This is a genomic window from Paenibacillus sp. Leaf72, from assembly GCF_001422685.1.
Taxonomy (GTDB): Bacteria; Bacillota; Bacilli; order Paenibacillales; family Paenibacillaceae; genus Pristimantibacillus.
The window spans coordinates 84,597-108,076 of sequence record NZ_LMLV01000002.1; the positions used below are offsets into that span (position 1 = coordinate 84,597).

General features: G+C 45.7%; 20 protein-coding genes. 9 read left to right on the forward strand and 11 right to left on the reverse strand.

Features of this window, described 5'->3' with window-relative positions:
• Positions 1-2: 2 nt before the first annotated feature.
• From ASF12_RS09680 to ASF12_RS34360, 6 genes are all read right to left on the reverse strand, one after another.
• Positions 3-917 (reverse strand): ribokinase, encoded by a 915-nt coding sequence (locus ASF12_RS09680; RefSeq protein ID WP_235533110.1) that lies wholly within the window; start codon positions 915-917, stop codon positions 3-5.
• Positions 918-994: 77 nt separating this feature from the next.
• Positions 995-1,969, reverse strand: coding sequence for an ABC transporter permease (locus ASF12_RS09685; protein WP_056033271.1), 975 nt, complete (start codon positions 1,967-1,969; stop codon positions 995-997).
• Positions 1,966-3,474: a sugar ABC transporter ATP-binding protein gene (locus tag ASF12_RS09690; protein ID WP_235533111.1), complete on the reverse strand. Its 1,509-nt coding sequence runs from the start codon at positions 3,472-3,474 to the stop codon at positions 1,966-1,968. The genes ASF12_RS09685 and ASF12_RS09690 overlap by 4 nt, the downstream gene beginning before the upstream one ends.
• 80 nt (positions 3,475-3,554) lie before the next feature.
• A complete protein-coding gene (locus ASF12_RS09695) occupies positions 3,555-4,655 on the reverse strand; it encodes a sugar ABC transporter substrate-binding protein (protein WP_056033273.1) in 1,101 nt (366 codons plus the stop codon).
• 256 nt (positions 4,656-4,911) lie between these two features.
• Entirely contained in the window at positions 4,912-5,832 is a 921-nt protein-coding gene (locus ASF12_RS09700) for a sugar phosphate isomerase/epimerase family protein (protein ID WP_056033281.1), read from the reverse strand.
• A gap of 1,065 nt (positions 5,833-6,897) precedes the next feature.
• Positions 6,898-7,068: a hypothetical protein gene (locus ASF12_RS34360; RefSeq protein WP_155972991.1), complete on the reverse strand. Its 171-nt coding sequence runs from the start codon at positions 7,066-7,068 to the stop codon at positions 6,898-6,900.
• A 455-nt stretch (positions 7,069-7,523) separates the two neighbouring features.
• On the opposite strand from ASF12_RS34360, the gene ASF12_RS09705 reads away from it, so the two are divergent.
• The gene (locus ASF12_RS09705) at positions 7,524-8,132 is read left to right on the forward strand and encodes a TetR/AcrR family transcriptional regulator (protein WP_056033286.1); all 609 of its coding nucleotides are present in this window, start codon (positions 7,524-7,526) and stop codon (positions 8,130-8,132) included.
• 79 nt (positions 8,133-8,211) lie between these two features.
• Positions 8,212-9,522, forward strand: coding sequence for an alpha/beta hydrolase (locus ASF12_RS09710; RefSeq protein ID WP_235533112.1), 1,311 nt, complete (start codon positions 8,212-8,214; stop codon positions 9,520-9,522).
• 156 nt (positions 9,523-9,678) lie between these two features.
• Here ASF12_RS09710 and ASF12_RS09715 read toward each other — a convergent pair whose 3' ends face one another.
• The 4 genes from ASF12_RS09715 to ASF12_RS09730 all read right to left on the reverse strand — a co-directional run bounded on the left by ASF12_RS09715 (position 9,679) and on the right by ASF12_RS09730 (position 13,279).
• Positions 9,679-10,905: an epoxide hydrolase family protein gene (locus ASF12_RS09715; RefSeq protein WP_056033289.1), complete on the reverse strand. Its 1,227-nt coding sequence runs from the start codon at positions 10,903-10,905 to the stop codon at positions 9,679-9,681.
• Positions 10,906-10,974: 69 nt separating this feature from the next.
• A complete protein-coding gene (locus ASF12_RS09720; RefSeq protein WP_235533113.1) occupies positions 10,975-11,394 on the reverse strand; it encodes a MarR family winged helix-turn-helix transcriptional regulator in 420 nt (139 codons plus the stop codon).
• 170 nt (positions 11,395-11,564) lie between these two features.
• Entirely contained in the window at positions 11,565-12,650 is a 1,086-nt protein-coding gene (locus tag ASF12_RS09725; RefSeq protein ID WP_056033295.1) for a DUF3626 domain-containing protein, read from the reverse strand.
• A 146-nt stretch (positions 12,651-12,796) separates the two neighbouring features.
• A complete protein-coding gene (locus ASF12_RS09730) occupies positions 12,797-13,279 on the reverse strand; it encodes a TetR/AcrR family transcriptional regulator (protein ID WP_235533114.1) in 483 nt (160 codons plus the stop codon).
• Between the two features lie 693 nt (positions 13,280-13,972).
• On the opposite strand from ASF12_RS09730, the gene cyoE reads away from it, so the two are divergent.
• The 3 genes from cyoE (at position 13,973) to ASF12_RS09745 (ending at position 16,734) form a co-directional block, all read left to right on the forward strand.
• On the forward strand, positions 13,973-14,893 hold the full coding sequence (gene cyoE, locus ASF12_RS09735; RefSeq protein ID WP_155972994.1) for a heme o synthase: 921 nt from the start codon (positions 13,973-13,975) through the stop codon (positions 14,891-14,893).
• A gap of 196 nt (positions 14,894-15,089) precedes the next feature.
• On the forward strand, positions 15,090-15,761 hold the full coding sequence (gene catA, locus ASF12_RS09740) for a type A chloramphenicol O-acetyltransferase (protein WP_056033301.1): 672 nt from the start codon (positions 15,090-15,092) through the stop codon (positions 15,759-15,761).
• A 295-nt stretch (positions 15,762-16,056) separates the two neighbouring features.
• Positions 16,057-16,734 (forward strand): DUF6273 domain-containing protein, encoded by a 678-nt coding sequence (locus tag ASF12_RS09745; protein WP_056033303.1) that lies wholly within the window; start codon positions 16,057-16,059, stop codon positions 16,732-16,734.
• 163 nt (positions 16,735-16,897) lie between these two features.
• Here ASF12_RS09745 and ASF12_RS09750 read toward each other — a convergent pair whose 3' ends face one another.
• Positions 16,898-17,548, reverse strand: a complete 651-nt coding sequence (locus tag ASF12_RS09750; protein ID WP_056033306.1) for a nitroreductase family protein — start codon at positions 17,546-17,548, stop codon at positions 16,898-16,900.
• Between the two features lie 116 nt (positions 17,549-17,664).
• Between ASF12_RS09750 and ASF12_RS09755 the strand changes: the two genes are divergently transcribed.
• The 4 genes from ASF12_RS09755 (at position 17,665) to ASF12_RS09770 (ending at position 23,338) form a co-directional block, all read left to right on the forward strand.
• Positions 17,665-18,030 (forward strand): helix-turn-helix domain-containing protein, encoded by a 366-nt coding sequence (locus ASF12_RS09755; protein WP_056033506.1) that lies wholly within the window; start codon positions 17,665-17,667, stop codon positions 18,028-18,030.
• 206 nt (positions 18,031-18,236) lie between these two features.
• Positions 18,237-19,973 (forward strand): cache domain-containing sensor histidine kinase, encoded by a 1,737-nt coding sequence (locus ASF12_RS09760; RefSeq protein ID WP_056033309.1) that lies wholly within the window; start codon positions 18,237-18,239, stop codon positions 19,971-19,973.
• Positions 19,974-19,991: 18 nt separating this feature from the next.
• A complete protein-coding gene (locus tag ASF12_RS09765; protein WP_056033311.1) occupies positions 19,992-21,593 on the forward strand; it encodes a response regulator transcription factor in 1,602 nt (533 codons plus the stop codon).
• Positions 21,594-21,622: 29 nt separating this feature from the next.
• Positions 21,623-23,338, forward strand: coding sequence for a hypothetical protein (locus ASF12_RS09770; protein ID WP_056033314.1), 1,716 nt, complete (start codon positions 21,623-21,625; stop codon positions 23,336-23,338).
• Positions 23,339-23,480: the final 142 nt, after the last annotated feature.

A 23,480-nucleotide genomic window follows, 5' to 3' on the forward strand; every position in this document is an offset into this window, starting at 1 on the left:
GATTATACCATATGCCCAGTTTCATTAGGAACGGGCATTTCAAGCTCTCTTAATGTTGGCATCGCAGGCTGTCCACCGATTTTTGTTACGGTTATCGCCGCCGCCCTTGTCGCATACCCCGCCGCAGCGGCAATTTCTTTCCCGTCGAGAAGCTGACAGGCGAACGCACCAATATAGGAATCGCCCGCGCCGGTCGTTTCAATCGCCTCAACCTCCGTTGCTTTCACGTGAACGTGGGAGGCTGCGTCAAACAGCACGCTCCCGATTTTGCCTAACGTAATGATCAGCAGCTCGCCTGTTTTTTCGTAGAGCTCGCGTCCACACTTCAATGCGGACTCCAGATCATCAATCAACTCTCCACAATAGAAAGTGGCTTCGGGTTCATTTACAACCAAACAATTCACTTTCGCTAGTGCATCCACAGAAATGGCTGCTGCAGGGGCGGCATTAAGGATAACAAAACAGCCTAGGTCATGGGCCTTATGAATACAGTATTCCACGACTTCGATCGGAATTTCCAACTGTAGAATCACGATTGAGCTGCGTTTCAGCAGAGACTCGATTTCATCGATTCTCTCTGTAGTCATCGCATAGTTTGCTCCCTTGGAGATCGTCGACATCAGGGCTCCATCCTCTAAGGCATTAACGACCCCGACACCTGTCGTTGCATCCACTCGGGTGACGTAATCGGTATTTACGCCATAATCGGCCAAATCCTGCAGTAATTGATCCCCCAGAACATCCCGGCCAACTGAACCGACCAGGTAGGTGGGTGCGCCAAGCTTGGCGCATTGAACGGCCTGATTAGCCCCTTTGCCTCCAGCCGTGATGGTCATATTATCAGCCGAGTAGGTTTCTCCAATTACAGCTAACCGCTGCTGCTTAAAGATTATATCGAAATTTAAACTACCAATCACAGTAATGATCTTCTCTTTCACTCTGCCCACTCCTATCCTGCTTTCACCTTATCCACCTTGTGGTCCGATTATCTTTTTCAGGACAATCTTTTTCCAAAACCACTGAATTTACTTTGAATAATTTCGAAATAAGCGGCTACTGCAATAATAGAACCCGTAGCGATATATTGCCAGAACGAATCTACGCCAACAACAACCAGACCTGTTTTTAGCGCTGATAATATCAGCGCGCCGAGCAGCGTGCCGAGAATGCTTCCTTTCCCGCCTGCCAGGCTAGTTCCGCCAATGGCGGCTGCCGCGATGGCATAAAGCTCATAGCCTTGCCCCGCTGCAGGCTCACCAGTGCCTAGTCGAGCCAGCATAACCATCCCGGCCAGCGCTGCCCCAACGCCGCACAAAGCGTAAGTAACCATTTTGGTGAAATCAACGTTAATGCCGGACAAGCGCGTCGCCTCCTCATTGCCTCCAATGGAGAACACAAAGGTGCCTGTTCTCGTCTTCTTGAGAATGATGTGGCTAATGATTGCAAAGGCTAACAAGATCGGAATTGATATCGGGAAGTTCCCGACCAGATCTCCATCCATCATATCCCGATAGTTCTGGGGAATATCCAATACAGGCCAGCCGTTGGTGATGATATAAGCCACACCCCGAAAGGCGCTCATGGTTGCTAGTGTTGCGATAAACGGCTGGAGCTTAAACTTAGTTACGAGCAGGCCGTTAAAGAGCCCGATAACCGCGCCGAGCAAAATTCCTAAAATGATAGCCAGAATAGGATTCATCCCCTGTTTGGTTAGAAACCAGCCTACACTGACAATGACGATCGCCATTATCGATCCAATAGACAAATCGATTCCGCCCGTAATAATGACGAAGGTGATACCAATAGCGAGAATACCGTTGATGGTGCTTTGATCCACGATGTCCAGCAGGTTACCAGGACTTAAATAGATAGGATCAATAAGCGCGAAAATCGCAATCATCAGGAATAGGGTGACGAGCAAGCCTATTTCCCTACCCATACCTTTGGTCAAACGATTTATTAAATTCATGACTTTTGCTCCGATCCACCCATGGCGTAATGTAATATCGTTTCTTCATCCAGTTCCTGCCTCTGAAGCTCCTTAATCATTTTCCCTTCATGCATGACCATTACCCTATCGCTCATTCCGATAACTTCCGGCAGCTCAGATGACACCATGATGATTGATTTGCCTGCCGCCAAAAGATCTTCCATCAGCCTGTAAATTTCGGCTTTGGCACCGACGTCAACACCTTTGGTCGGCTCGTCAAAAATCAAGACATCCACGTCAGTGGTGAGCCACTTCCCGAGGACAACCTTTTGCTGATTGCCTCCGCTGAGATTATAGGTCATATAATAGGGATCTTTTGGGTTTAACTGAAGCTCCTTCGTGAGATGGTTACAGTTTTCAATTTTCTGTTTATGGTTGATGAAGCCTAGGTGAGAAAATTTTTCTAAAGAGGCAAGTCCCATATTTTCGGCATTGTTCAGATTATGGATAAATCCTTGCGTTTTTCTGTTTTCCGGAATCAGTCCGATGCCGTGCTTTAACCCCTGCTTCGGTGTCTGAATCTTCACTTTCTTGCCTTTCATATATATATCACCGGACGTCTTCGGGTCGGCGCCGAAGACGGCACGAACAACATCGGTACGCTTGGAACCGACTAGACCCGAAACCCCCAAAATTTCTCCCTTGTTCAGTTGAAAGCTTATATTCTCAAAAACGCCAGTTCTGGAAAGATTCTTTACTTCCAGTACGATCTCATTTGTTTTCAATCCCAGCTTCTTGCGTTCCGCGAACGCCGCAACATCCCGACCCACCATGCTTTGAATCAGCTTTTGACGTGTCATTTCTGCTGTTTGATAGGTGCCAACATGTTTACCATCCCGCAACACCGTGATGCGATCCGAAATCTGAAACAATTCATCAAGACGATGCGAAATAAAAATCACAGTGATTCCATTTGCCTTCAATTCTCGAATGATTTCAAACAACGCACGTGACTCGGTTTCCGTCAATGCCGCAGTAGGCTCATCAAAAGAGATGATGCGAGATTCGTGAAAAAGAGCCTTGGCAATCGAAAGCATCTGCATCTCACCTGTACTCAGTGTACTAACCAGATCAATACTCCTGAACTTGCAGCGCAGACGTTGGAGTATCACGTCCACTTTGGTATGCAGGGTTTTAAAGTCGATAAAGGGGCCGTTCTTCGGCTCATGCCCGAGTGCTACGTTTTGACCAACGGTCAAATCCGCAATCAAGCTCACCTCTTGATGAACCTTGGAGATACCGGCCTTAATCGCATCATGCGTATTCTTGAAGGCGGCTTTCTTTCCTGCAATCCAGACTTCACCTTCGTACTCGTTGTAGATGCCATGCAGAATGTTGAGCAAAGTGGACTTTCCAGCTCCATTCTCCCCAATTAACGCATGTATTTCACCCTCCATCACATCGTAATTAATGTTGTCGAGCGCCTTAACACCGGGAAATGTCTTCGATATCGTCTTGAAGCTAATGATTGGATTTGACATCATTCTCCACCCTCTTTGTGAAGAAATAGCCGGAAGATTCAAGGACGTCTGTCCGGCTATTTCTTTTGGATCAGTTTAATTGATTATTCAAACTTCGCGTTCTCCCAGCCGATGATTTCCTCAGCCGGCGTATTCACATTAGTGCTATCAATTAAAGCCTGAGGCGTCCAAATGACGCGCGGCAGCTGCTGTCCTCCTAGGATGCGAAGCGCTACTTCCACGGAAATTTGTCCTTTGTATTTCGGGAAAGAATCAATCGTGGCTGACATTTCTCCTTTCTTGATAGACTCATAAGCTTCACCGATGCCGTCAACGCCAACCACAAGGATTTGCTTGCCGGATGCCTTAACCGCTTCCACAATACCAAGTGCCATCGTGTCATTATTTGCAAAAATCGCTTTCAGGTCAGGATGTTTCTTGATCCAGGTTTCGGCGAGATCCCTCGCTTTGGACCGATCCCAATCCGCATTTTGCTTCTCTACAATTTTTACGTCCGGTGCATTCTCTTTCATCCAGTTCTCAAAACCAGCCGTGCGTTGACGGGCTGCAAACGCTTTCGGCATTCCGATCACAATCGCGATTTCACCTTGATTATTTAATTTACCTGCAATCCACTTCGCCGCTAATTCTCCGTTTTCAATTGCTTTAGGACCTACGAAATTCGGAGCAGTGGCGATCAGGCCGTCATTGACGTTAATGACCGGAATACCGGCTTTCTTCGCATCTTCCACACCTGGCGTAAGATTGCCGTCGGAAATCGGGGAGAGCAGCAAAGCAGAATATTTCTTATTGACCATATCTTTGACGATTGAAAGCTGACCTTGCTCGTCCCCTTCGCCTTGAGCCGACTTGACGTCAATGCTAACATCAATACCGGATTCCTTCATCGTCTTGGCACCCAGTTCCATTCCTTCTTTCAACGTTCTCCAATATTCATTCTCGAATGCTTTGGACACACTGCCTAGTTTAATGGATCCTGACGGTTTCGGCACTGCACCATTTTGTTCTCTCATTTGCTTAAAATCGACGCCATCCGCCTCATCCGGATTGAAAGCTGCGGTTTCTGCCGGAGCGGTGGATGCAACCGTATCATTGACTGTTTCGTTTTTTGAGCTACATGCTGTTACAAATATTACGATGAACAAGATCAATACAAGCGCTTTCAAATTACCTGTTCTTTTCATTCTTGTTTCCCCCAATAATAGTATATTCTCTAGGCATTCGCCGAGGTAGGTGGGACCAAGGTTTCCTTGAACCATCCAAATTACTTTTTTCCTCCTGCTTTCGTACGAGTGCTTATGAATCTATTCTTGTTTCTCATACTGACTATCAGCATTTCGTCTTACAACCTAAACCCGATTACAACCATCATCGTCTATATTCCCAGCCCGACTGCAATGCGGGCTGGGACAGCGCATAAAAAAATACTTTAATTGGTACTTATTTCAGGCAGGCGAACATGATTGCCTGCGCTGCAACGGCATCGTTACGATCAATGATGGATTGGATTTGAATGATTCCGATTTCGTCAATCAACTGATCCAGTTTGTCGAACATGGCAATGTTCGCCTTGAGCTCTTCCAAAGGCTGTTCACGGACCGGGAAGGTATCGAAGTAGACAACTCCTTGATAATTATACTTCTTCAGATAAAAGATGAACTCGAGCGTTTGAATGAAGTTGACCGAGCCCACCATCAGGCCGTCATCATTGAGCTTATTTCCGTCATTCAAATGAACGCCATGCAGTTTGTTCCGCTCTGCTACCAAGCTTAGTCCATAGGATGGATTTTCGGCCTTCATCAGCATGTGGCAGAAATCAAGAGTGACACCCAGATTGGCAGCACCTACATCTCCAACCATCAGCAGAGTATCTGCATAACTAGAGATGAACGAATAGGCACGCGGCTGAAATGGTTTATACTCGATACTGATTTTCAAATTGGAACCGTAACGGCAAATTTCTTCGAATGCACGAGCGACTTGGTTCCATACCTGCGCATAATTGATCTGAAAGGAGTAATCGAATCCCTCATAACCCAACCAAATAATAATGTGCTCTCCGCCCAGTTCTCTGCAAACGTCAATTGATTTCTTGCACAGATCAATAGCTTTGCGTGCCACTTCCGGATCAGAGTTTCCGAGCTCGCCGTTAATGAACTCACTCCGGAACCTCGGGGCAATAGCGTTCAGCTTGATGTTGTTCCGTTCTAGTGCATCTTTGATGTCTTCGACCGAGTTTGTTTGAAAATGCTCCGGGTAATTCAGGTCCACATGCGTGAGGCCCGATACCGCAGCGATTTGGTCAATAGTCTCGACGATAGAGCCATTGGAAAAAGAATTAAGTCTAGTTGCGAATTTCATGTATAACTCTCCTTGTCAGTTAGGTTCTCTCTTTTCCTACTTGAAGGCCGTGACCGGCCGATTCAATGTATAACGCTTACAAAATGCTAACTGTGACCGCCCCTCCTTCCCTTATTCCATATTCTTTGATCATTTTGAAATTTAATAAACATGAGTGACTTTAATATGATTACATCGTAATTCCTTGGGTTCAATTTGTCAACAAATATCATTGAATTTCACGATATCATGAACAATGATGATATTTAATAAAAATTAGTGAATTTTTCTTATTGAAAATGAAATACCACATTGCCTGATAGCGAATGTGGCACTCGAACTATTTTAACTCAGAGATATCGCCAATTATTAACTTCTACAGGAAAAAACATTGCTGCCTATATCCCCCTTGAATGTGAACTGCAATTTGCTTGATTAAAGTGAATATGAAGAGGGCTAAACGAAGATGTTCTTAACGATAAAATTAAATTACTTGCTCAGTCTGTACATCTGGCAAAATATTTTAGGTATAAAAAAAGGCTATCGAGACTTGAAGCGTGAACTGTGACCCGTAAGATGGACAATTTGAAAAAAGTGACCATCTTGCGAGTCATTTGTGTTTTAATCGAACAAAAAGGATAGGAGAGAGGTATTGGAGCTTCGGTACTGCACCAGCGATAATAGCCGCTTGTGCTTACCTATGCTACCTGGCATAGAAAGCTTGTTACGCGCCATTCAGAGAACAATTGATTAAATCAAATTTTTCTTTATTTAACGATGAAGATATGCGAGGACTATTAGATGTCTTGCGGAGACACTTTCTTGCTTTCAAATCAGCATATTTCATTGATCATATTCCTGATCAAGGCGTGGATTTTTATAAGATTCTTATTAAACGTTAGCTCAATAAAACAGCGGTAGTCTAGGACTTTATTTTCTCGTCCACAGCTGCCGCTGTTTTCATAGTTGGGACCAGTTTAATACTTTATTTTCTTTCTACAATGATTAATTCATTACAATAAAATGTTGTTCTGAACAATAAAGTTTTGTTTTTTTAAAATTAATACAATAAAGTCTTGTTCTCTTCTAAATCTTTGCGAGGTTGTTAAAGTGATATTGGTTTACTAATAAAACCGTTAAATTGGCTTTATACAGCAGCCCTAATTCCTCTGCAACCTGAGGGGCGGTTTTTCCCTCTTCTTGAATCATCTGGACAACTTGTCTTTTAAATGCTTGATCATAATGTTTCTTTGTCACTTCGTTCATCTCAAATTTGGATAGGTCTATTTTATCCGATTCTCGGTTCTCCGTGTCTACTTTTTAGTCTAACAACATTGCATGAGCAGATGAGGATTTTTGATATTATTGATTTAAGTGTTGATTCAAAAAAACTTAAAAGTGTCCAATGACAATAAGTTGGCATGTCGACAGTAATGTGAGTGCAGAAGTTGTGTACCGAGCAGTTTGAAAATCGGAGTGGACTATCAAAATCAACTTTCTACCGACGTGTTAAAGAGCTTCCTAAAAGACACCGATGAAATTCAGTGCGCTCTTTACCAAATTCTCATGGTCTTGCTGCCATGGGCACTGCCCAGTAGAAAATTGCATTTGTTCAGCAGGCATTAAATTAGTGAAAATTGACTTGATTTGACTTGATAATATTTTATCATTATAATATGAATTAATTCACAACTATTTGAGAGGTGATTCACATGTTCCAAAAGGCATTTCTTAATTTGGATAAAGAGAAGCAGGATGAGCTGCTGAATAAGGCCATGCAACTTTTTATCGATCACAAGTACGAAGACGTCACGATAAAGCTGATTCTTGAAACATTGTCTCTGCATCCGGCAACATTTTACAGGTATTTTAAGGATAAGGATGATCTTTATTATGTAATGTTATGTAATGTTTCGCAGAAAAAAAAGGATTTTTTAAAAAACGATGGTCAAGAGTACGTTTACGAACTTATGGTTCGTGACAACACGGCTGAGCCATTGAATGAATTAGAAGTCAAGTTTGTTAAAACAGTAATAAATCTTCCCGTGGATGTCTTGCTTCACTTATACCTGGATCTGTTCAAAGACGAATCCATCGCCATATTCAAGGACAGTTTGCGCCGGTTGAGGTACGACGGCAAGCTCCGGCCCGACATTGACGACGACCTGATTGCCTTTATATATGCGACTGTACAGTTTAATCTGATTTTATTTTACAGGGAGGCCGGCATTGAGGAAGAAGATCTGCAACTCAAGGTTCGCAAATATTTTGATAAATTTTTCCTTCATGGATTAATAAAAGACTCTGAATATGAAGAGTAGTGAGTCGAATGCTCTTCGGTGAATGCTTCTTCACAGGACAAGTTAACACGATTCAATAACTTAAATTGGAGGAGAAATTATGAAAAAAATACTGACAGCGACACTGGCAATTGTTCTCGCACTGACCATGCTCTCCGCCTGCGGCAAAAATAGCGGCACTTCCGCACATGAGGAATTTCCGAAACCGGAAAATAGCAGTACTTCCGCACATGAGGAATCTCCGAAACCGGAAAATAGCGGCACTTCTGCACAGGATGAATTTCCAAAACCGGTCGGAAGTTATACGGTCGGGCGTACACAGATGGACTTCAAGTACAAAGCATCAGACAATTCAGAAAGGGAACTGACGGCGTTATTTTTCTATCCGTCCGACAGCAGTGAAGGCAAGCCAACGGCAGAATATGCATTTCCGGAGTTTCATTCATTGAGGGATGAGCTTCTGGTTAGATTAGGGGCTACAGCGGGTGGTGAGCAGCTTTTTGACTCCAATTTTAAGACATGGTCTTACGAAGATCTGGCCTTGTCTGAAAAGGAAAAGCAATATCCGGTTTTATTCTTTGTTCATGGCGCAGGCGCTTACCCGCAGCAAGGCACTTTGTTCTCTCAAGACCTGGCAAGCTCCGGCTATATTGTGGTATCAATCGGCCATGCCGAAAGTGGTGTGTACAAACTCAAGGATGGACGAACTGTTGGTATGACAGAGGAATTTATGGACGAATTAACGAAATACGGAATGGAAGCGGCCGCCCTAACTCCCCCTGAAATTGTGACAGAGAAGCTCGAGGAAGAAGAAGCGATTGAGATTGCTCGCAAATTGACTTCGGCGCCTGAAGCAGTGAAGTTTGCAAAATATGCCGTTTTACAGAGCGAGGATATTAGATATGTCGCAGATAGTCTGTACAAAATGAATACAGGTGACATTGAATCCATGTTTAAAGGCAAATTGCAGCTTGAAATCGGTATGGGTGTGTTTGGACATTCTTTTGGAGGAACGACAGCGGCAATTGTTAGCCGTGACGATGACCGATTTGTCGGCGCTGTAAATCTTGACGGTAATATGTTAGGTGCCCTGGATAGCGACCTTAAGAAACCCTTCATGCAGCTCGGCACCGTGCTTGCGTATAATACGAATGCATTTCTTCTTGAATCCAACAGCCAGGAAACCTACTTTGCCATTATTGATAATGTGACTCATGGTGACTTCTCCGATTCCTTGTTTACTACTACAAATGAAGCCTCCAGAGGAACCCGAGATGCCATGGAACAGCGCAATATTATTACCTCTTATACAAAGGCGTTTTTTGATAGATATATGTTGAAAAAGGAAACGGAAATTGAAAGCCTTACCTTTGACGGCGTAGAAATGATTAAGAAGCCTCAAAAGAATTAGACTAAGATTTATCAAGACCTAAACTTAATAAAATCAAATAACAAAAAGGGTTCTACCTATTATGCATGACTAATAGGAGGTTCCCTTTTTGTTTAATTATCCTAAACGACCAAAGAACCGCGAACCTTTATTGAAAGCTCGATTCGGTTGAATCCTTTATCGACGTCCTCGGAAGGTGCGGCGCAAATCCTCAACCCACTTGTCCGGAACTTCCCAGGGGATGAAGTGTCCACCATGCTCGTGGGCTGTGATGTTGACATGTTTATACCAAGGAGCCCGATCGCTTTCGAGAAAATTCGGTACGCGATTTTCGGTCGTGATACCCGGCGGATTTTCGTAGCCCACAAAGGTAATACCGGTTGGTGCCTCAATGACAGGCGAGCGACTATGATCGGGTGTCCATGGATAGCGGTTATTGTTTGCATAGATGCGCATTGAGGTTTCAATGGCGTTGTTGACCCAGAAGATGGTTGCGTGTGTAAGGATGTCGTCCTTAGTAAAGACATTCTCGACATTGCCGTTATTGTCACTCCATTTGGTCCATCGTTCCAAAATCCATGCGAGCATTCCAACTGGCGAGTCGCTCAGACTGTAGGCGAGTGTGCTGGGATCAAGAACGTGTACGGCGAGATGCGATGCGAAACGGCGATCAAACTCCAAAATTTGCGATTTGATTTTCTCAGGGATGTTGTCGGGAATGGGACGGCCTCCGGCGAAATCCCAACCGCGATCTCCGTTAAAGAAGTTCAGTTTTAGAGCAGACCCGATGTGTATGGCGTAGAGCTCGTCACTATATTTGTGTCCCAGTTGACCGGTCACGAGAGCACCTACATCGCATCCCCCTGCCGCGTATTTCGCATAGCCGAGAGTATCGGTCATGAGCGTATGCCAGAGATCGGCAATTTTCCAAAAGTTCATGTCTGGATGGCTCGGCAGTGGCGTCGAGAATCCAAAGCCAGGAAGGGAGGGCACGATTACGTCGAATGCTTCAGCCGGATCGCCCCCGAATGCGCCAGGGTCCGCTAGTGGATCAATGACCTTGGACCAATGCCAGAACGTCCAAGGCCAGCCATGGGACAGGATCAAGGGTATAGGGTTAGGCCCCACGCCAGGTTTACGCATAAAGTGCACAGGAACTCCGTCAACATTTACTTTATAGTGTTCGTAGGCGTTGATCGCCTTCTCGGATTTGCGCCAGTCAAACTCGTTAATCCAGTAGTCGACGAGTTTCTCAAGGTAGTTCCGACTAACACCGTAAAACCAGTCATCATTACCGGCATCGAGAGGCCATCTGGTGGCCTTTAAACGATTTTGAAGATCAGCAAGTAAATCATCTGATACGTGGATCGGACTCGGTTCAAGCACGAAAGGAGCTGTTGTCATAAGTGTTCCTCCTTGTATTCGTTTGTTTCGTCCGTCACTCGGGTATGAACAACGGAAATGCAACCGCGACTACGAATCGGTTCCCAGTTCGACCAGACGCTTCAATGCGGGAATGGCGGAGGCAATTGCCTGTTTTTCCTCCTCAGTGAGTCCTTCACTGAATTTCGAGAGCTTCGTTATGCGATTCAAACGACGAGAATCAATAACATTTGCCCCCAGCGCGGTAATGTGCACTTGAACGACTCGGCCATCATTTGGATCTGGCCGGCGCTCGACGAGCCCGTCTCGTTCAAGTCGGGTCACCAATTGTGTGATTCCCGACTGCGTAACTTGCTCATTAACGGTCAGCTCAGTAAGCCGCATGGGACTCTTGAGGGACAACGTGTGCAGGACGGAAAGGGTAGTGAAGCTTAGTTTTTCAATGGACGGCATCCGAATGAAAATCCTCGTTAAATCTTCGAACACCATAGCGAAGTCGCTAACGTTCAACTCAGTCAGGTTATTTTTAGGTTTCATGTATAAAACTATATCACGAACTTATATAAGTGTCTAATGTAAATTGGGTTGGCCAAGACGCCAAACTAGAGGATCCTCCAGAAACTTGCCAACAATTCAAACTCCTTGTGACTGAAGGAGAAGGGTACAGAATTGCTCCATCTTCACTTTTCCATTGGCTTTCCATATCTCACTAAAACATGCCAGAGTAATTTTAATTGTTGCAGAACTTCATTATAGGTTCCTCTATCGCTCCAATTGCTTGGATTTCGTTTCAAGTCCATAGCTGCAGAGCCAATCATATTTGCATCAATAAAATGACTTTGCGCAATTCTTTTGGCTAGTGAAGGCATCGAAGGACCTCTAAAATTCATAGGAACCTCATCAACCAAAAGTGTAAAGCCCATGTGCCAGTAAAGATCAATTGAATACTTTAAACATATCTGTTCTAAGATTCGTCCTATATGGGTGCCCTTAAATGATGGATCGGCAACAAGCATCTTTACGTCTTCTTTAAGAAAAATGTCACCATGAACCTGAGCTTCGATATAGTGGTTAAGATTTCGGTTTGGCTCTTTATTTGATGGATTTTGGAATGGTTTCTCAAGATTAACGAGCATATGGTCGATTAACTTTTGAACCGTCAGGTTTTTTTCACCAATGGCAAAATCACTATAGAACGCATCCCTCATGAGAGCGGCCAAAATGAGGTCAAATTCCTCATACGTCCCTTTTTCCGTGGGGTCTTGGTGAGAATCCATATAAGTATAAGTGCAACGATGAGAGACCTCAGTGGATAAAAGGAAATAGCATGATCCAAAACGTGGAGCAGGTCCATCGGGATGTAACATGACATTGAGTGCCCCATACTTGGGCCGTTCGCTATTGGTTGAGCCATTTATTTGGTACGCTCCTCCAAACATTTTCTTCTCCCAAACGTCACGTTCACCACCTGAAAATGCTGATACACTTCCATTCGATAGGAAAGTCTCAAACTGGCTTTTATAAATTCCCTGCTCAAGTAGTGCTTCAGCAACGCTTTTCATGGTCGGGTCTAATCTATCTGGGTGAAAGTGTAGCGCAACATTTGCGTGAGATTTTAGTTTAGTGATAGCCTCTTCAAATGTCTTCGGCTCGATGTTGGACATTCGAAGAATTTCCCTAATGGTTTGCTCCACCTCATTTTTGCGGCTTCTTGCGTAATTTGTTATATGATCTTGAGCTAATTGCTGAGACCTCGTTAATTTCATGGGCAGAGGAGTCACTTCCCTTTTTATAGAATCATAATTCATTATGGACAGTAAGGGAAATTGACCCTTTAGGAATCGCCTTGTGTGGGCTGTATAAATAAACCTGGTCTTATTACCGATTTGATTAATGACGAATGTATAGCTTCCTACTCACAAATTCTTTCCAATAAAGCCCCTAATTGCTCTGCTAATACGATATAAGTTACCGGTCTCTCGTTCATAAACCACCATTCGATTACGCCTACATAGGAAGATGCCACGAATTGCACGACAAGCTCTTTATTCAACCCTTCATTCTTGCCATGGTTGTTATCCACTTCGTCTTGGAACTCTTCAATAAGAAATTCGAGAAAACGGCTGCGGAAGAGGGAGGCTCCTTTGCTAGCCAGCATGGTGGAGAAAAATGCGTAATTAGTTTCAAAATACTCCGTCCATATTACGGACCCCGTTACAAAATCCAAATCTGCTGATGCTTCGCATCTTTCCCGGAGCTCGTCAATATGCTTCTCGATGAGCTTATCCAGCAAATCGTATTTATCCATATAGTGAAGATATATCGTTCCACGGCTGACGTTTGCTTGATCCGAAAGATCCTGAATGGTAATATCGTCAAAACTTTTCTCAGACATAAGTTCAATAACGGCTGTTTTTAAGGCTTCCTGGGTTTTAAGGATTCTTCTATCAACCAACACGTGCATACATGGAAGAATTATTGCCGGACATTCTGGACGGAACCCTCGAACCAGGACGCGTGTTTGACGTAACGGTTGATTTGATGGCGTACCGGAGGGGTATCAAGCCATTGACAACCGTAAAGCGCTCAAAGTATTGATTAGACCTTAAAATTTGGTCACTACAATGATTGTTGATTCATCAAGGGTAGCCCTAAGTTATTTATAGGGCTACCCTTATTTGATCTATTTCATCCCAACATTTCTGCGGTAAAGTTAATGAAATTTTTCGATTTTTTCCTATTGGCTTGCAGCCTGCCCCTTTTCTCTTACCTCCTCTTTATCCAGTTGAACGATCCTCTTTTTCTATGCTTATTAGCTTCCTCAACTCATTTTTTATTTGTGAATAAATCCAATTTATAGGAGTAAACTGAATTTAGTTCATAAATTTCAAGAGTCAGTCTAAAGCTTGATTACAGTGCCGTCTTGGACATGCAAACGGGTTGTTCACGAAAGCGACAAGGGTTTTTGACAGAATCATGAGGGTTGATGGAATAATGGCACATCTAATGAAGCTTTATGGTAACCTATAGAAGTAACCTAAAGAAATAACCTATAGAAATGAAAACACATACAGGGAGTGTTATTCTCATGCTGATGCAAAGCAATACAAATAGTATCGAACGAATGCCGATCTCCATTACGAAGGTGCTCTTTGAAACGATAAAGTTTGGTATTATCAAGTCGAATCTCATTGCGATGATCGCAGGGCTTAGCATGGCGCTGTACGTTCATCACTTATCGTTCTTCGATAAGATCGGCAACATTGTGCTGGCTTTGATCGGATCTGCCTTGGTGATCGGAGCGGCCGGCATCTTCAATAATTTATACGATCGCGATATCGACGCCATTATGGAACGGACGAAAAATCGGCCGACTGTATCCGGAATCGTTGACGTCGGGAGCGGGCTGATCATGGGGATCTGGATCGCGGCAGGCGGCCTTGTCGCGTTGTATATTTCATCTCCGCTTGCCGCTTACTGCGGCTTTCTGGGGCTGTTCCTCTATGTCGTGCCTTATACCATGTGGACGAAGCGCAGAACCATCTATAATACGGAGGTGGGCAGCTTGTCAGGTGCAATGCCTCCGCTGATCGGTTGGGCCGCAATCTCACCTGACATTTTTCACCCTGGTGCAATGGCGTTGTTCCTGTTAATGGTGATTTGGCAGATGCCACATTTTTATGCCATCGGGATTCGTCGTATGGAGGAATACCGGGCGGCTAACATCCCGATGCTGCCGGTCGTCAAGGGCATTCGCAGAACGTACGTGCAGATGAATGTATATCTGGTTGCATTGTTCCTGAGCAGCTTCATGTTCTGGTCCTTTAATCCGTACATCGCTGTGGCGAATGCGCTCCTGAGCTTGGCCTGGTTAATTCTGAGCGTCGACGGATATCGTCGGAAGCCGGAGGAAAAGTGGGCGCGTTCGATGTTCATTTTTTCGCTGAACCACATCACGGTGCTGCTGCTGATGATTGTAGGCTACTCCTTGGGTGCGCCTTTGTTATAATGGCACTCCCTCTCGGTTGGGATTTTAGATGAAAACACATAAGATACCGGATAACATAAATGAAAAAAGTCGCAAAGAGAGCGGCTTTTTTTTCTCCACATTAAAATAATAAAAGGGATTGTGAAGAGGACATGGTTAAAGCAGTGGATCAAACCTCCTAAAACGAAAAAACAATCATTTTAGGAGGTTATTATAAATGAACTTCAATCCGATTATTATGGATAACTGGAGTAGGAAACCATACTTTGAGCATTATTTAAACAAGGTCAGATGCACCTTTAGCATGACGGCAAATATGGATATTACCCGGCTGCTGAAAGAACTCAAGAGTCAGGAAATAAAGCTTTATCCCGCACTCATCCATATGATAGCTACTGTGGTAAACCGCCATCATGAATTTCGCACATGCTTTAATTCGGAGGGGACATTAGGCTATTGGGATCGTTTGTCTCCTAGCTTTACCATTTTCCATGATGATGATAAGACTTTTTCAAGCATGTGGACTTTGTACGGCGAAGATTTTAATGATTTCTACAGTCGTTATCTTGATGATATGAAAAATTACGGAAAGGTTAAACAATTTGCCTCTAAACCAAACGAACCGCCCAATACTTTCCCTATTTCCAGCATTCCTTGGGTTAGCTTCACAGGCTTTAATTTGAACATCTATAACGAGGGGACCTTTTTGCTCCCCATCCTTACAATGGGGAAATACTTTCAGCAGGAAGACAAAATACTGCTGCCACTATCCGGGCAATTCCACCATGCTATATGCGACGGTTACCATGCCGGGATGCTGTATAATGAGCTGCAATTACGTGCTGATAATTGCAAGGAATGGCTGCCCAACTATACTCCATTCCGCTAATGGACACGTTAATGGAATAAGGAAGCGATAACCCGATGATGCCTTTCTAGATCATCGGGTCTTCTTTATGTGTAAAAGCCAGCCCACTCCTAACTTCGTGCAGTGAGCCGGTTTTGGCTATGAATAGCTTGCCGACTTTCTCGAACTGCCGTCTTTACTTAAAGTAAAACATTAAAGTACGTATGTTAAGTTTTTTTGAAATACATAGTGCGGTAAATCAAGGGTTTGAGGAAGCCAGCTTAGTTATTGCATCAACGTTGTACAATTGAATTAAAAACGAAAGTTGGAGATTTTTTTGGAAAATGTTAATTTTGCCTGCACGCCGTTTCGAAGCGCAGAGCCCGGCGCAATCATTACTTTCGGCATTTATCCTCAGACCGCGGGCGGCGCAGACAGAACGCCGATCAGGTGGCGGGTGCTGCAAAATTCAGGCAGCGAGCTGTTCCTGTTGAGCGAATACATTTTGGACTGCAGGCGGTATCATGGTGAATTTGTCGATATCTCATGGCGTGATTCTGATATGCGAAAATGGCTGAACGATGAATTTTATATCACTGCATTCAATGATTCCGAGAAGCGGTTCATCAAGACTGCATATTGCACGGACAACGGAGAGGCGAGCGCTGACACGGATGACAAGGTTTTTCTGCTCAGTGTTTCGGAGGTGAAAGAACTGACCTCTAAACATGATGAAGTCGCTTTAAGCGTGAAACGTCGGACAATAGGAACGGAATTTTCCAAACTGAAAAAGGAAGATGGCTGTCACCTGTATGTGTATGATAAAACCGTCAAAGCTGACTATATCATCGAGAAGGGTGAGGAATTAGGCTGCTCTTGGTGGTGGCTGAGAACCCAGCCGGTTAGTTGTTCACGTGCTTATTTTATTGGCCCACGCAGCAGTATACGCAGTTATGGCCGTGTTAACTTAGCTCGTGACGGCGTGCGCCCCGCTATCAAAGTGGCATTTCCTTAGTTTTGATCAACGGATGTCCGCTGCTTCACATATCTATCGCTTAAAACAAAAAAAGCTCGGTTTTGGATCACTTGGACGTGACCCGAAACCGAGCTTTACTCTCGAATGATATTGATGAATAACAACATCCATCGTTAGGTTAGTCTCCAAGTGTAACGGTTGATTAGGCCCAGGTCGTAATCGTTTCAACCGGGAGGCGGTAGGAGGGATAGCCCTCCTTGGCTGCTTTTCCTATAGAAATCAACATGACCGGTTGGAACCGATCCTTGTCCAGGCCAAAGGCTTCAGCGATCTGCTCCTTATCATAACCGGCCATCGGGTTGGTGTCATATCCGTGAGCACGGGCTACAAGCATCAGCTGCATCGAAATGAGGCCCGAGTCAATCAGGTTCATGTCACGCAGATCGGATGCAGCCATACTCGCATAATAAGGCTTCGCTTGTTGCAATTGCATATCCATAATATCCTGAGGCATGTATCCAAGCTCCACGGCTTTGCCGAAAATTTCGTCCATATATTCAATATTGCTTGCATCGTAAAATACCGCAATGACAGCCGAGGAGGTTAGAGCTTGCGTCTGGTTGAAGGAGGCCAGCGGTGCAAGCTTTTCTTTGCCTTCAGCACTGTCGATGACAAGGAAACGCCATGGCTGCATGTTAATGGCAGAAGGGGCGCGGGAAGCTTTCGCCAACATTTCGGTCATTTCCTCCCGGCTGATTTTCACTTCAGGATCGTAAACTTTAACGGATTGGCGCTCCAAGACGATTTGATTAAAATCGTTTGTTTTGTGGAATTTGCTGGTGATTTTGCTCATGTGAATTTCTCTCCTTTATCTATTGTTTTCAAAATTGTACTGCAACTTATCTGCACTATGAGGATTGTAAACTATGAAGTATACTTTATAGCAAGAGCAAAAACGGGGTGTTTAAGTTGAAAATTAGTGAAGTAGCAAAAATGGTTGATCTTCCGATATCAACGATCCGTTACTATGAGAAAATAGGCATTATTACGGATGAATATATATTGAGAGAACAGAATAACTATCGGAATTACGCTTTAGAAATTGTTAATCATCTAAACACTGTTAAAAATTGTTTGGCTGTTGGATTTTCGATTCACGATATAAAATCCATGATTTCGAAAAAAGGAATATCAAAAGAGGAACAAATACGCATCATTAAAGGGAAAATTTCGGAAATTGAAGAAGCTCAAAATAAATTAGAAAATTCCAAACAAGATCTATACGATATTCTTGAATTGGATATTACGTGTGAAGATGGATTTGGGAAATACTAATAGTAGGTCTGCCAGAACCATTTGGCAGGCTTTTTTTTGCTTAGGTGTCATAGGAGGGCGGCAGCTTTAAAATTAGCGAGTGTAATTATAAAGATAGCGTCTATCATGATTGAGGTATTCTAAGCAAAGAATTGATATAGTAAACGCTTTCAATATATTGTAATATATCGGGTGAAGTGCAATTTCGAAGCAAGGATGGAAATGACATGCGATTCAAATTCAACATCTTTCAGAAATTGCTTGTGTTGCTGCTGATTTTGCTGACGCCTGTCGTGGCGCTTTACTATTATTCAACGTACAAGAGCATCAATGTCATACAGGAGGAGCTCATCAAGGCGAGTCTAAACCAGATGGAGCTTTTCATGGCACAGCTGGATGCCAGCATAGAGAAATTCGATCTGGTCTCCGCCCCCATGCTCGTTGACACGAATGTACTGGAATACCGGTACAGCCTCAACATGAGCGATTATTCCCTCATGAAAACCCGGCTGCTGATTCAGGAGAAGCTGTCGCTGGCCAGCGCGTCGGGCAACTGGCGCAATGATATGACGATCTTTTTTCCGCAAAAAGGCGATAGCATATCTTCTTCTCCCTCCTATGAATATGATCTTGAAGAGTTTGAGGGCCGATTCTCGCTGGGGTGGAGCTACAGTGAAGATTTGGGGATAGGCTCCGGTTTTACTCGAACCTATGTCACTACGGGTTACAAACCGGCTCGTCCGAACGAGCTAGATGTTGCCGTTCGCATTAATCTGTACAAGTGGAGCTTCGAGAATCTGCTCGACACCTACAAGGCTGGCCACTCCAACAATCCGTTTTTTTACAAAGAGGGACATGCCATCATCGCCAGCCGGTCCGCAGAAGGACTTAAGATGGATGGAATCGTCGCAGAGCTGGGAGACAGGGTCAATAGCCGTACTTCCGGTTTCTTGATTCATTCGTTCGATGGCAGGCCTTATCTGATCACCTATCATTATTCTAACCTTCTTGACTGGCAGCTCATCGATTCCGTTCCGCTCGACCAAATAATCGGGCCAATTAAGCAGCAGAGGGTGCTGTTTGGAGCGTCATCTTTCATTTTGCTTCTATCCGGTATCGCCGCCGCGACTGCCTTGTACTGGAACGTACAGAGGCCGATCTTACGGCTCGTGCACGCGGTGCAGCAGATCAAGCGAGGCGATTACGCCTACCGTCTGCCGAAAAAATCAAACAATGAATTCGCGTTCCTCATGCAAAACTTCAATGAGATGGCGACGCAGATCCAAGATCTAATCGAGCATGACTTGCAATCGCGTATCCTTGCTCGCGATGCAACGCTGAAGCAATTACAGGCGCAGATTCATCCTCATTTTTTGTACAACTGCCTGGGTTTCATCATTAACATGACCAAGATGGGGAAGGATCGGGCAGTCATCGACATGGCCTATCACTTGGCCGACTATTACCGGTATACAACACGTATGGACAATCAGGGAGTCAGCATGGGCGAAGAGCTTGCGTTCGTACGCATTCACTTGGAAATTCTCAGGCTTCGCAATGAGACGCTGACCTACAGCATCGAGCTGCCGGAGGAGCTTGCACAGCTCCGCGTCCCCCGGCTTCTCATCCAGCCGATCGTGGAGAATGCGCTGGTGCATGGACTTGAGAACGTCGAATACCCGGGCCGGGTGGAAATCAGGGTCTACGTCAAGGATAGCTGGGTGCACTTGGAAGTGGAGGATAACGGCAAAGGATTGAATATGGAGCAGATCAACCAGCTGCACAAGGAGCTTCGTGTCCCGGCTGGTGAATATGCCGGCTGCGGCCTATGGAATGTGTATCAGCGACTGCAGGGCAACTATGGCGCAGACGCCAAAATTACATTTATTCCATCCAGGCTGGGCGGGCTAGCCGTCAGCTTAGTCTGGAGACTGAAGAATGAAGAATGCAGATTGGAGACGTAACGATAAGGAGGAAAAGCCATGAATAGCCTGCTTGTGGTTGATGACGAGAAACACTATGCAGACAGTCTGGCAGATACGATTCCATGGACGAAGCTCGGCATCTCCCCGGTTTTGAAAGCTTACAGCGCAAGCGAGGCGCTTGCACTGATGGAAGCTTTTCCTGTCGACATCCTCATGACGGATATCCGTATGCCGCGCATGAATGGCCTAGAACTGATCGAGCAGGCCAGGAGGCGCATTCCCCAATTGAAATGCTTGCTGCACACAGGTTATGCGGACTTCGATTATGCTCGCAAAGCGATTGAGCTTCAAGCGCTCGATTACTTGATGAAGCCGGCTAAGGACGAGCAGCTATTGGAGGCAATGGGCCGAATCGTTAAGCAGCTTGAGCAGGAGCGAGCGATCGAACAGGGCTTCCGTATATATCAGGACAACAGCGCCGAGCTGAAGGCAGGCTTGCTGCTCAAGGCGCTCAGCGGCAGCCTAAACGGCGAGGCGCTTGCGGAAAAGTTGAAGCTGTTCGACCTCCCGCTGCTGATATCAGGTCACGTCTCACTGTGCCTCGTTCGGTTAGGTCCCCCTTTCGACGGACAGGATCTTTACTCGCAGTCTCTGATCCGGTTCGCGGTAACGAACATGCTGGAAGAACTGCTGATGGAGCGGTATGATTGCTGGTCGGCTGCGGACGATGAAGGGACCCTGCTAGTCCTCGTGTACGATCTATCGGGTGCTCCGCCGGATCAGGATTGGGTGCACGAGCGGATAGACCAGTTAAAGCGGGAAGTACAGAACTTGCTCAAAGGTGAAATATCCGTGGGTGAGGCTGACTGTCTCTTCCCGGAAGGGCTGCAAGCCAGTTACATGGCGGTCATAACGCGCCTGGACAGTGCTGGGCGTTCGCCCGGGCAGGTGACTGAGCGCAACGAGGAGGAAGCGCGCCTCATGCGAAAGCTCTACGAGACGCCGCTTCTGACGCATCTTTTAGAGTCTGAGAAGTGGGAAGAGGCGGAGCTTAAAATCCGCGCGTTCGTGTCGCCATTGCTGCACACGGGTTCGCCGGATCTCATGCGCGACGTTTTTTTCTTTCTATCCAATGCATTCCAGTATATTGCGAATCGCAGCGGCAGGACGCTGGCGCAGATGCTCACTCCCGGACAGTCCGCTTATGTAAAGGGGAAAGCGATGCTGCACGCGTCGCAGCTGGAAGGCTGGGCACTGGACTCGCTGCGCACGCTTCGCGATAAGCTGGGGGAGGAATCCGAGGACCATAGCCAGGCGATCGTCCGCAAGACGCAGTCTTACATCCGGCAGGAAATTGACAAGGACTTGTCGCTTACGATGTTGGCTAGACGCGTCTTCGTACATCCTAACCATCTCTCTAAACTCTTTAAGCAATGTACGGATACGACCGTTTCCCAATATATTTACGAGCAGCGCATGCTCAAGGCCTGCGAGCTGCTGAAGCATACGGATTATAAAATTTACCATATTGGAGAAAGCATCGGTTACCCGAATACGAACTGGTTTATTCGTAAATTCCGTGACTATTATCAGGTGACACCGCAGGAATTCAGGGACAGATACCGATCAGGAATGGAGCGGGGAGAGTCGGGCTGGTGAAGAGGCAAAGGAGGTGGAGAAGCTTTCTATTGGCAGTTCTGATAGGGAGTCTGCTGCTTGCCGTTGCCGACTGTTTGAATAGCGGTGGGGAGTCGACCAAGACCAGTCCCGTGAGTGATGAAATGAAGCCGATATGGGACTTTCAATATGCTCCGCCGATTACAATTACGACGGCAATCGTGGATGAGAATCGGCCTAACGCCTTCAAGCCAGGCGAGAGCCTTACGAACAATGTGCATACCCGCTGGATGGAAGAAAACCTGGGTATGATCACGAAATTTGACTGGATCGTCAGCAAGTTCGAGGACATAGATACAAAAATCCGGCTGGCGCTGGCCGTGAACGGCAAACTGCCGGACACCTTCGGTGCAGATGGAGACATCCTGAAGGATCTGCTTAAAGCGGGTAAACTGCTTCCGTTGAACGATGCCATTGAGAAGTTCGCGCATCCTAAGCTAAAGGAAGCGCTGGAGAAGTACGCTTATACGATGACGGAGGTAACCAAAGACGGCAAGATTTACGGACTTCCTCGCTTCAACGTGGGGGATGAAGGAACGGTCATGTGGATCCGTGAGGATTGGCTCGAGAAGCTTTCGTTGAAACCGCCGACGACGATCACCGAGTTGGAGAACGTACTGCAGGCATTTTCCGAGCAAGACCCTAACGGGAATGGCAATGACGACGAAGTCGGCCTGGCAGTTCCGCTGAAGGAAGGCCCATGGAACTGGATGGGGCAGACTGACGCAATAGCTGGGGCTTTCTCCAAACAGATGCTTAGCACCTCCAACATCAATATGTTCTGGAATGAGGACAAAAATGGCAGCCTGATCTATGGCGCCGTTCACCCAGATGCCAAGAAATATTTGGAGACGATGGCGTCCTGGATGGCAAAGGGCTACATGGACAAAAATGCAGGCATGAAGGACTCGAGCCAAGCGTCCGAGCTAGCGGTCAAAGGAATGGCAGGCGTCATGTTCGGTCCGTTCTGGATGGGGGCCTGGCCGCTCGGCGACACGGTGAAGGTTGATCCAAAAGCAAATTGGCAGGCGTATCCCCTTCCTGCCGGACCGGACGGACTAAAGGGCAAGGCGCAGAAGCCATTGTACGGCATCTACACGGTTTTCAGCAAAGACTTTAATCATATTGAAGCCTGGTTTGCCTATTATAATAAGCTGCTTGCTAAAAATTTTGGCCCGGAGGATCCATACTTCGATCCTCGTTTCGAACAAGGGTTTCACGAGGGCTACGATTATGTGATCAAGGACGGCAAGGTCATCACCGTCGATTTCGAAGCCGAAGGCGTGCCGAATAACGAATGGCCGCTTGCAGACGGTTCATCCTTGGATATGCGCTGGATGCTTTATCCGCTGACCGGCGGCGCACCGGCGCTGCCGTATATGAACGCAGATGCGCTAAAAAAATTATTGAACAATTCGGACGCCGAGGTGCTGACGCCGATCGAACAGGGCATCAAAGGGCTGAATTCGGCCCAACTGCTGGCAGCCGGGATCGCAATTTCTGAGCAGGAGCTCGAAATCCCGAACCGGTACCACGGGCCGTTAACAGACGGGATGGAGAAGCACGGGGTGTTCCTGCAGAAGCTCGCAACGGAGAGCTATCTGAGCATCATTTATGGCGAGAAGCCACTCTCTTACTTTGATGAGTTCGTGGCCCAATTTTACAAAAATGGCGGCGACGTGATTACGAAGGAAGTTAATGATTGGTATAAGGACAACAAGCAATAACAGCGTTTCGATCACCAAATCGAAGGGAGGCCGCATTCGGATCATCGGATACGGCCTCCTTCTTTTTTTTAGGATGATGAGCACAATTGCTTGTTTTCTTCTATAATTGTTTATTTCTTCTATATACCGGGGTCTCTTCAGG

Coding starts and splice junctions, on each gene's coding strand:
- ASF12_RS09685 (WP_056033271.1), bottom strand. CDS start 1,969: ATGAATTTAATAAATCGTTTGACCAAAGGTATGGGTAGGGAAATAGGC.
- ASF12_RS09690 (WP_235533111.1), bottom strand. CDS start 3,474: ATGATGTCAAATCCAATCATTAGCTTCAAGACGATATCGAAGACATTT.
- ASF12_RS09695 (WP_056033273.1), bottom strand. CDS start 4,655: ATGAAAAGAACAGGTAATTTGAAAGCGCTTGTATTGATCTTGTTCATC.
- ASF12_RS09700 (WP_056033281.1), bottom strand. CDS start 5,832: ATGAAATTCGCAACTAGACTTAATTCTTTTTCCAATGGCTCTATCGTC.
- ASF12_RS09705 (WP_056033286.1), top strand. CDS start 7,524: ATGTTCCAAAAGGCATTTCTTAATTTGGATAAAGAGAAGCAGGATGAG.
- ASF12_RS09710 (WP_235533112.1), top strand. CDS start 8,212: ATGAAAAAAATACTGACAGCGACACTGGCAATTGTTCTCGCACTGACC.
- ASF12_RS09715 (WP_056033289.1), bottom strand. CDS start 10,905: ATGACAACAGCTCCTTTCGTGCTTGAACCGAGTCCGATCCACGTATCA.
- ASF12_RS09725 (WP_056033295.1), bottom strand. CDS start 12,650: ATGAAATTAACGAGGTCTCAGCAATTAGCTCAAGATCATATAACAAAT.
- ASF12_RS09730 (WP_235533114.1), bottom strand. CDS start 13,279: ATGTCTGAGAAAAGTTTTGACGATATTACCATTCAGGATCTTTCGGAT.
- cyoE (WP_155972994.1), top strand. CDS start 13,973: ATGCTGATGCAAAGCAATACAAATAGTATCGAACGAATGCCGATCTCC.
- catA (WP_056033301.1), top strand. CDS start 15,090: ATGAACTTCAATCCGATTATTATGGATAACTGGAGTAGGAAACCATAC.
- ASF12_RS09750 (WP_056033306.1), bottom strand. CDS start 17,548: ATGAGCAAAATCACCAGCAAATTCCACAAAACAAACGATTTTAATCAA.
- ASF12_RS09760 (WP_056033309.1), top strand. CDS start 18,237: ATGCGATTCAAATTCAACATCTTTCAGAAATTGCTTGTGTTGCTGCTG.
- ASF12_RS09765 (WP_056033311.1), top strand. CDS start 19,992: ATGAATAGCCTGCTTGTGGTTGATGACGAGAAACACTATGCAGACAGT.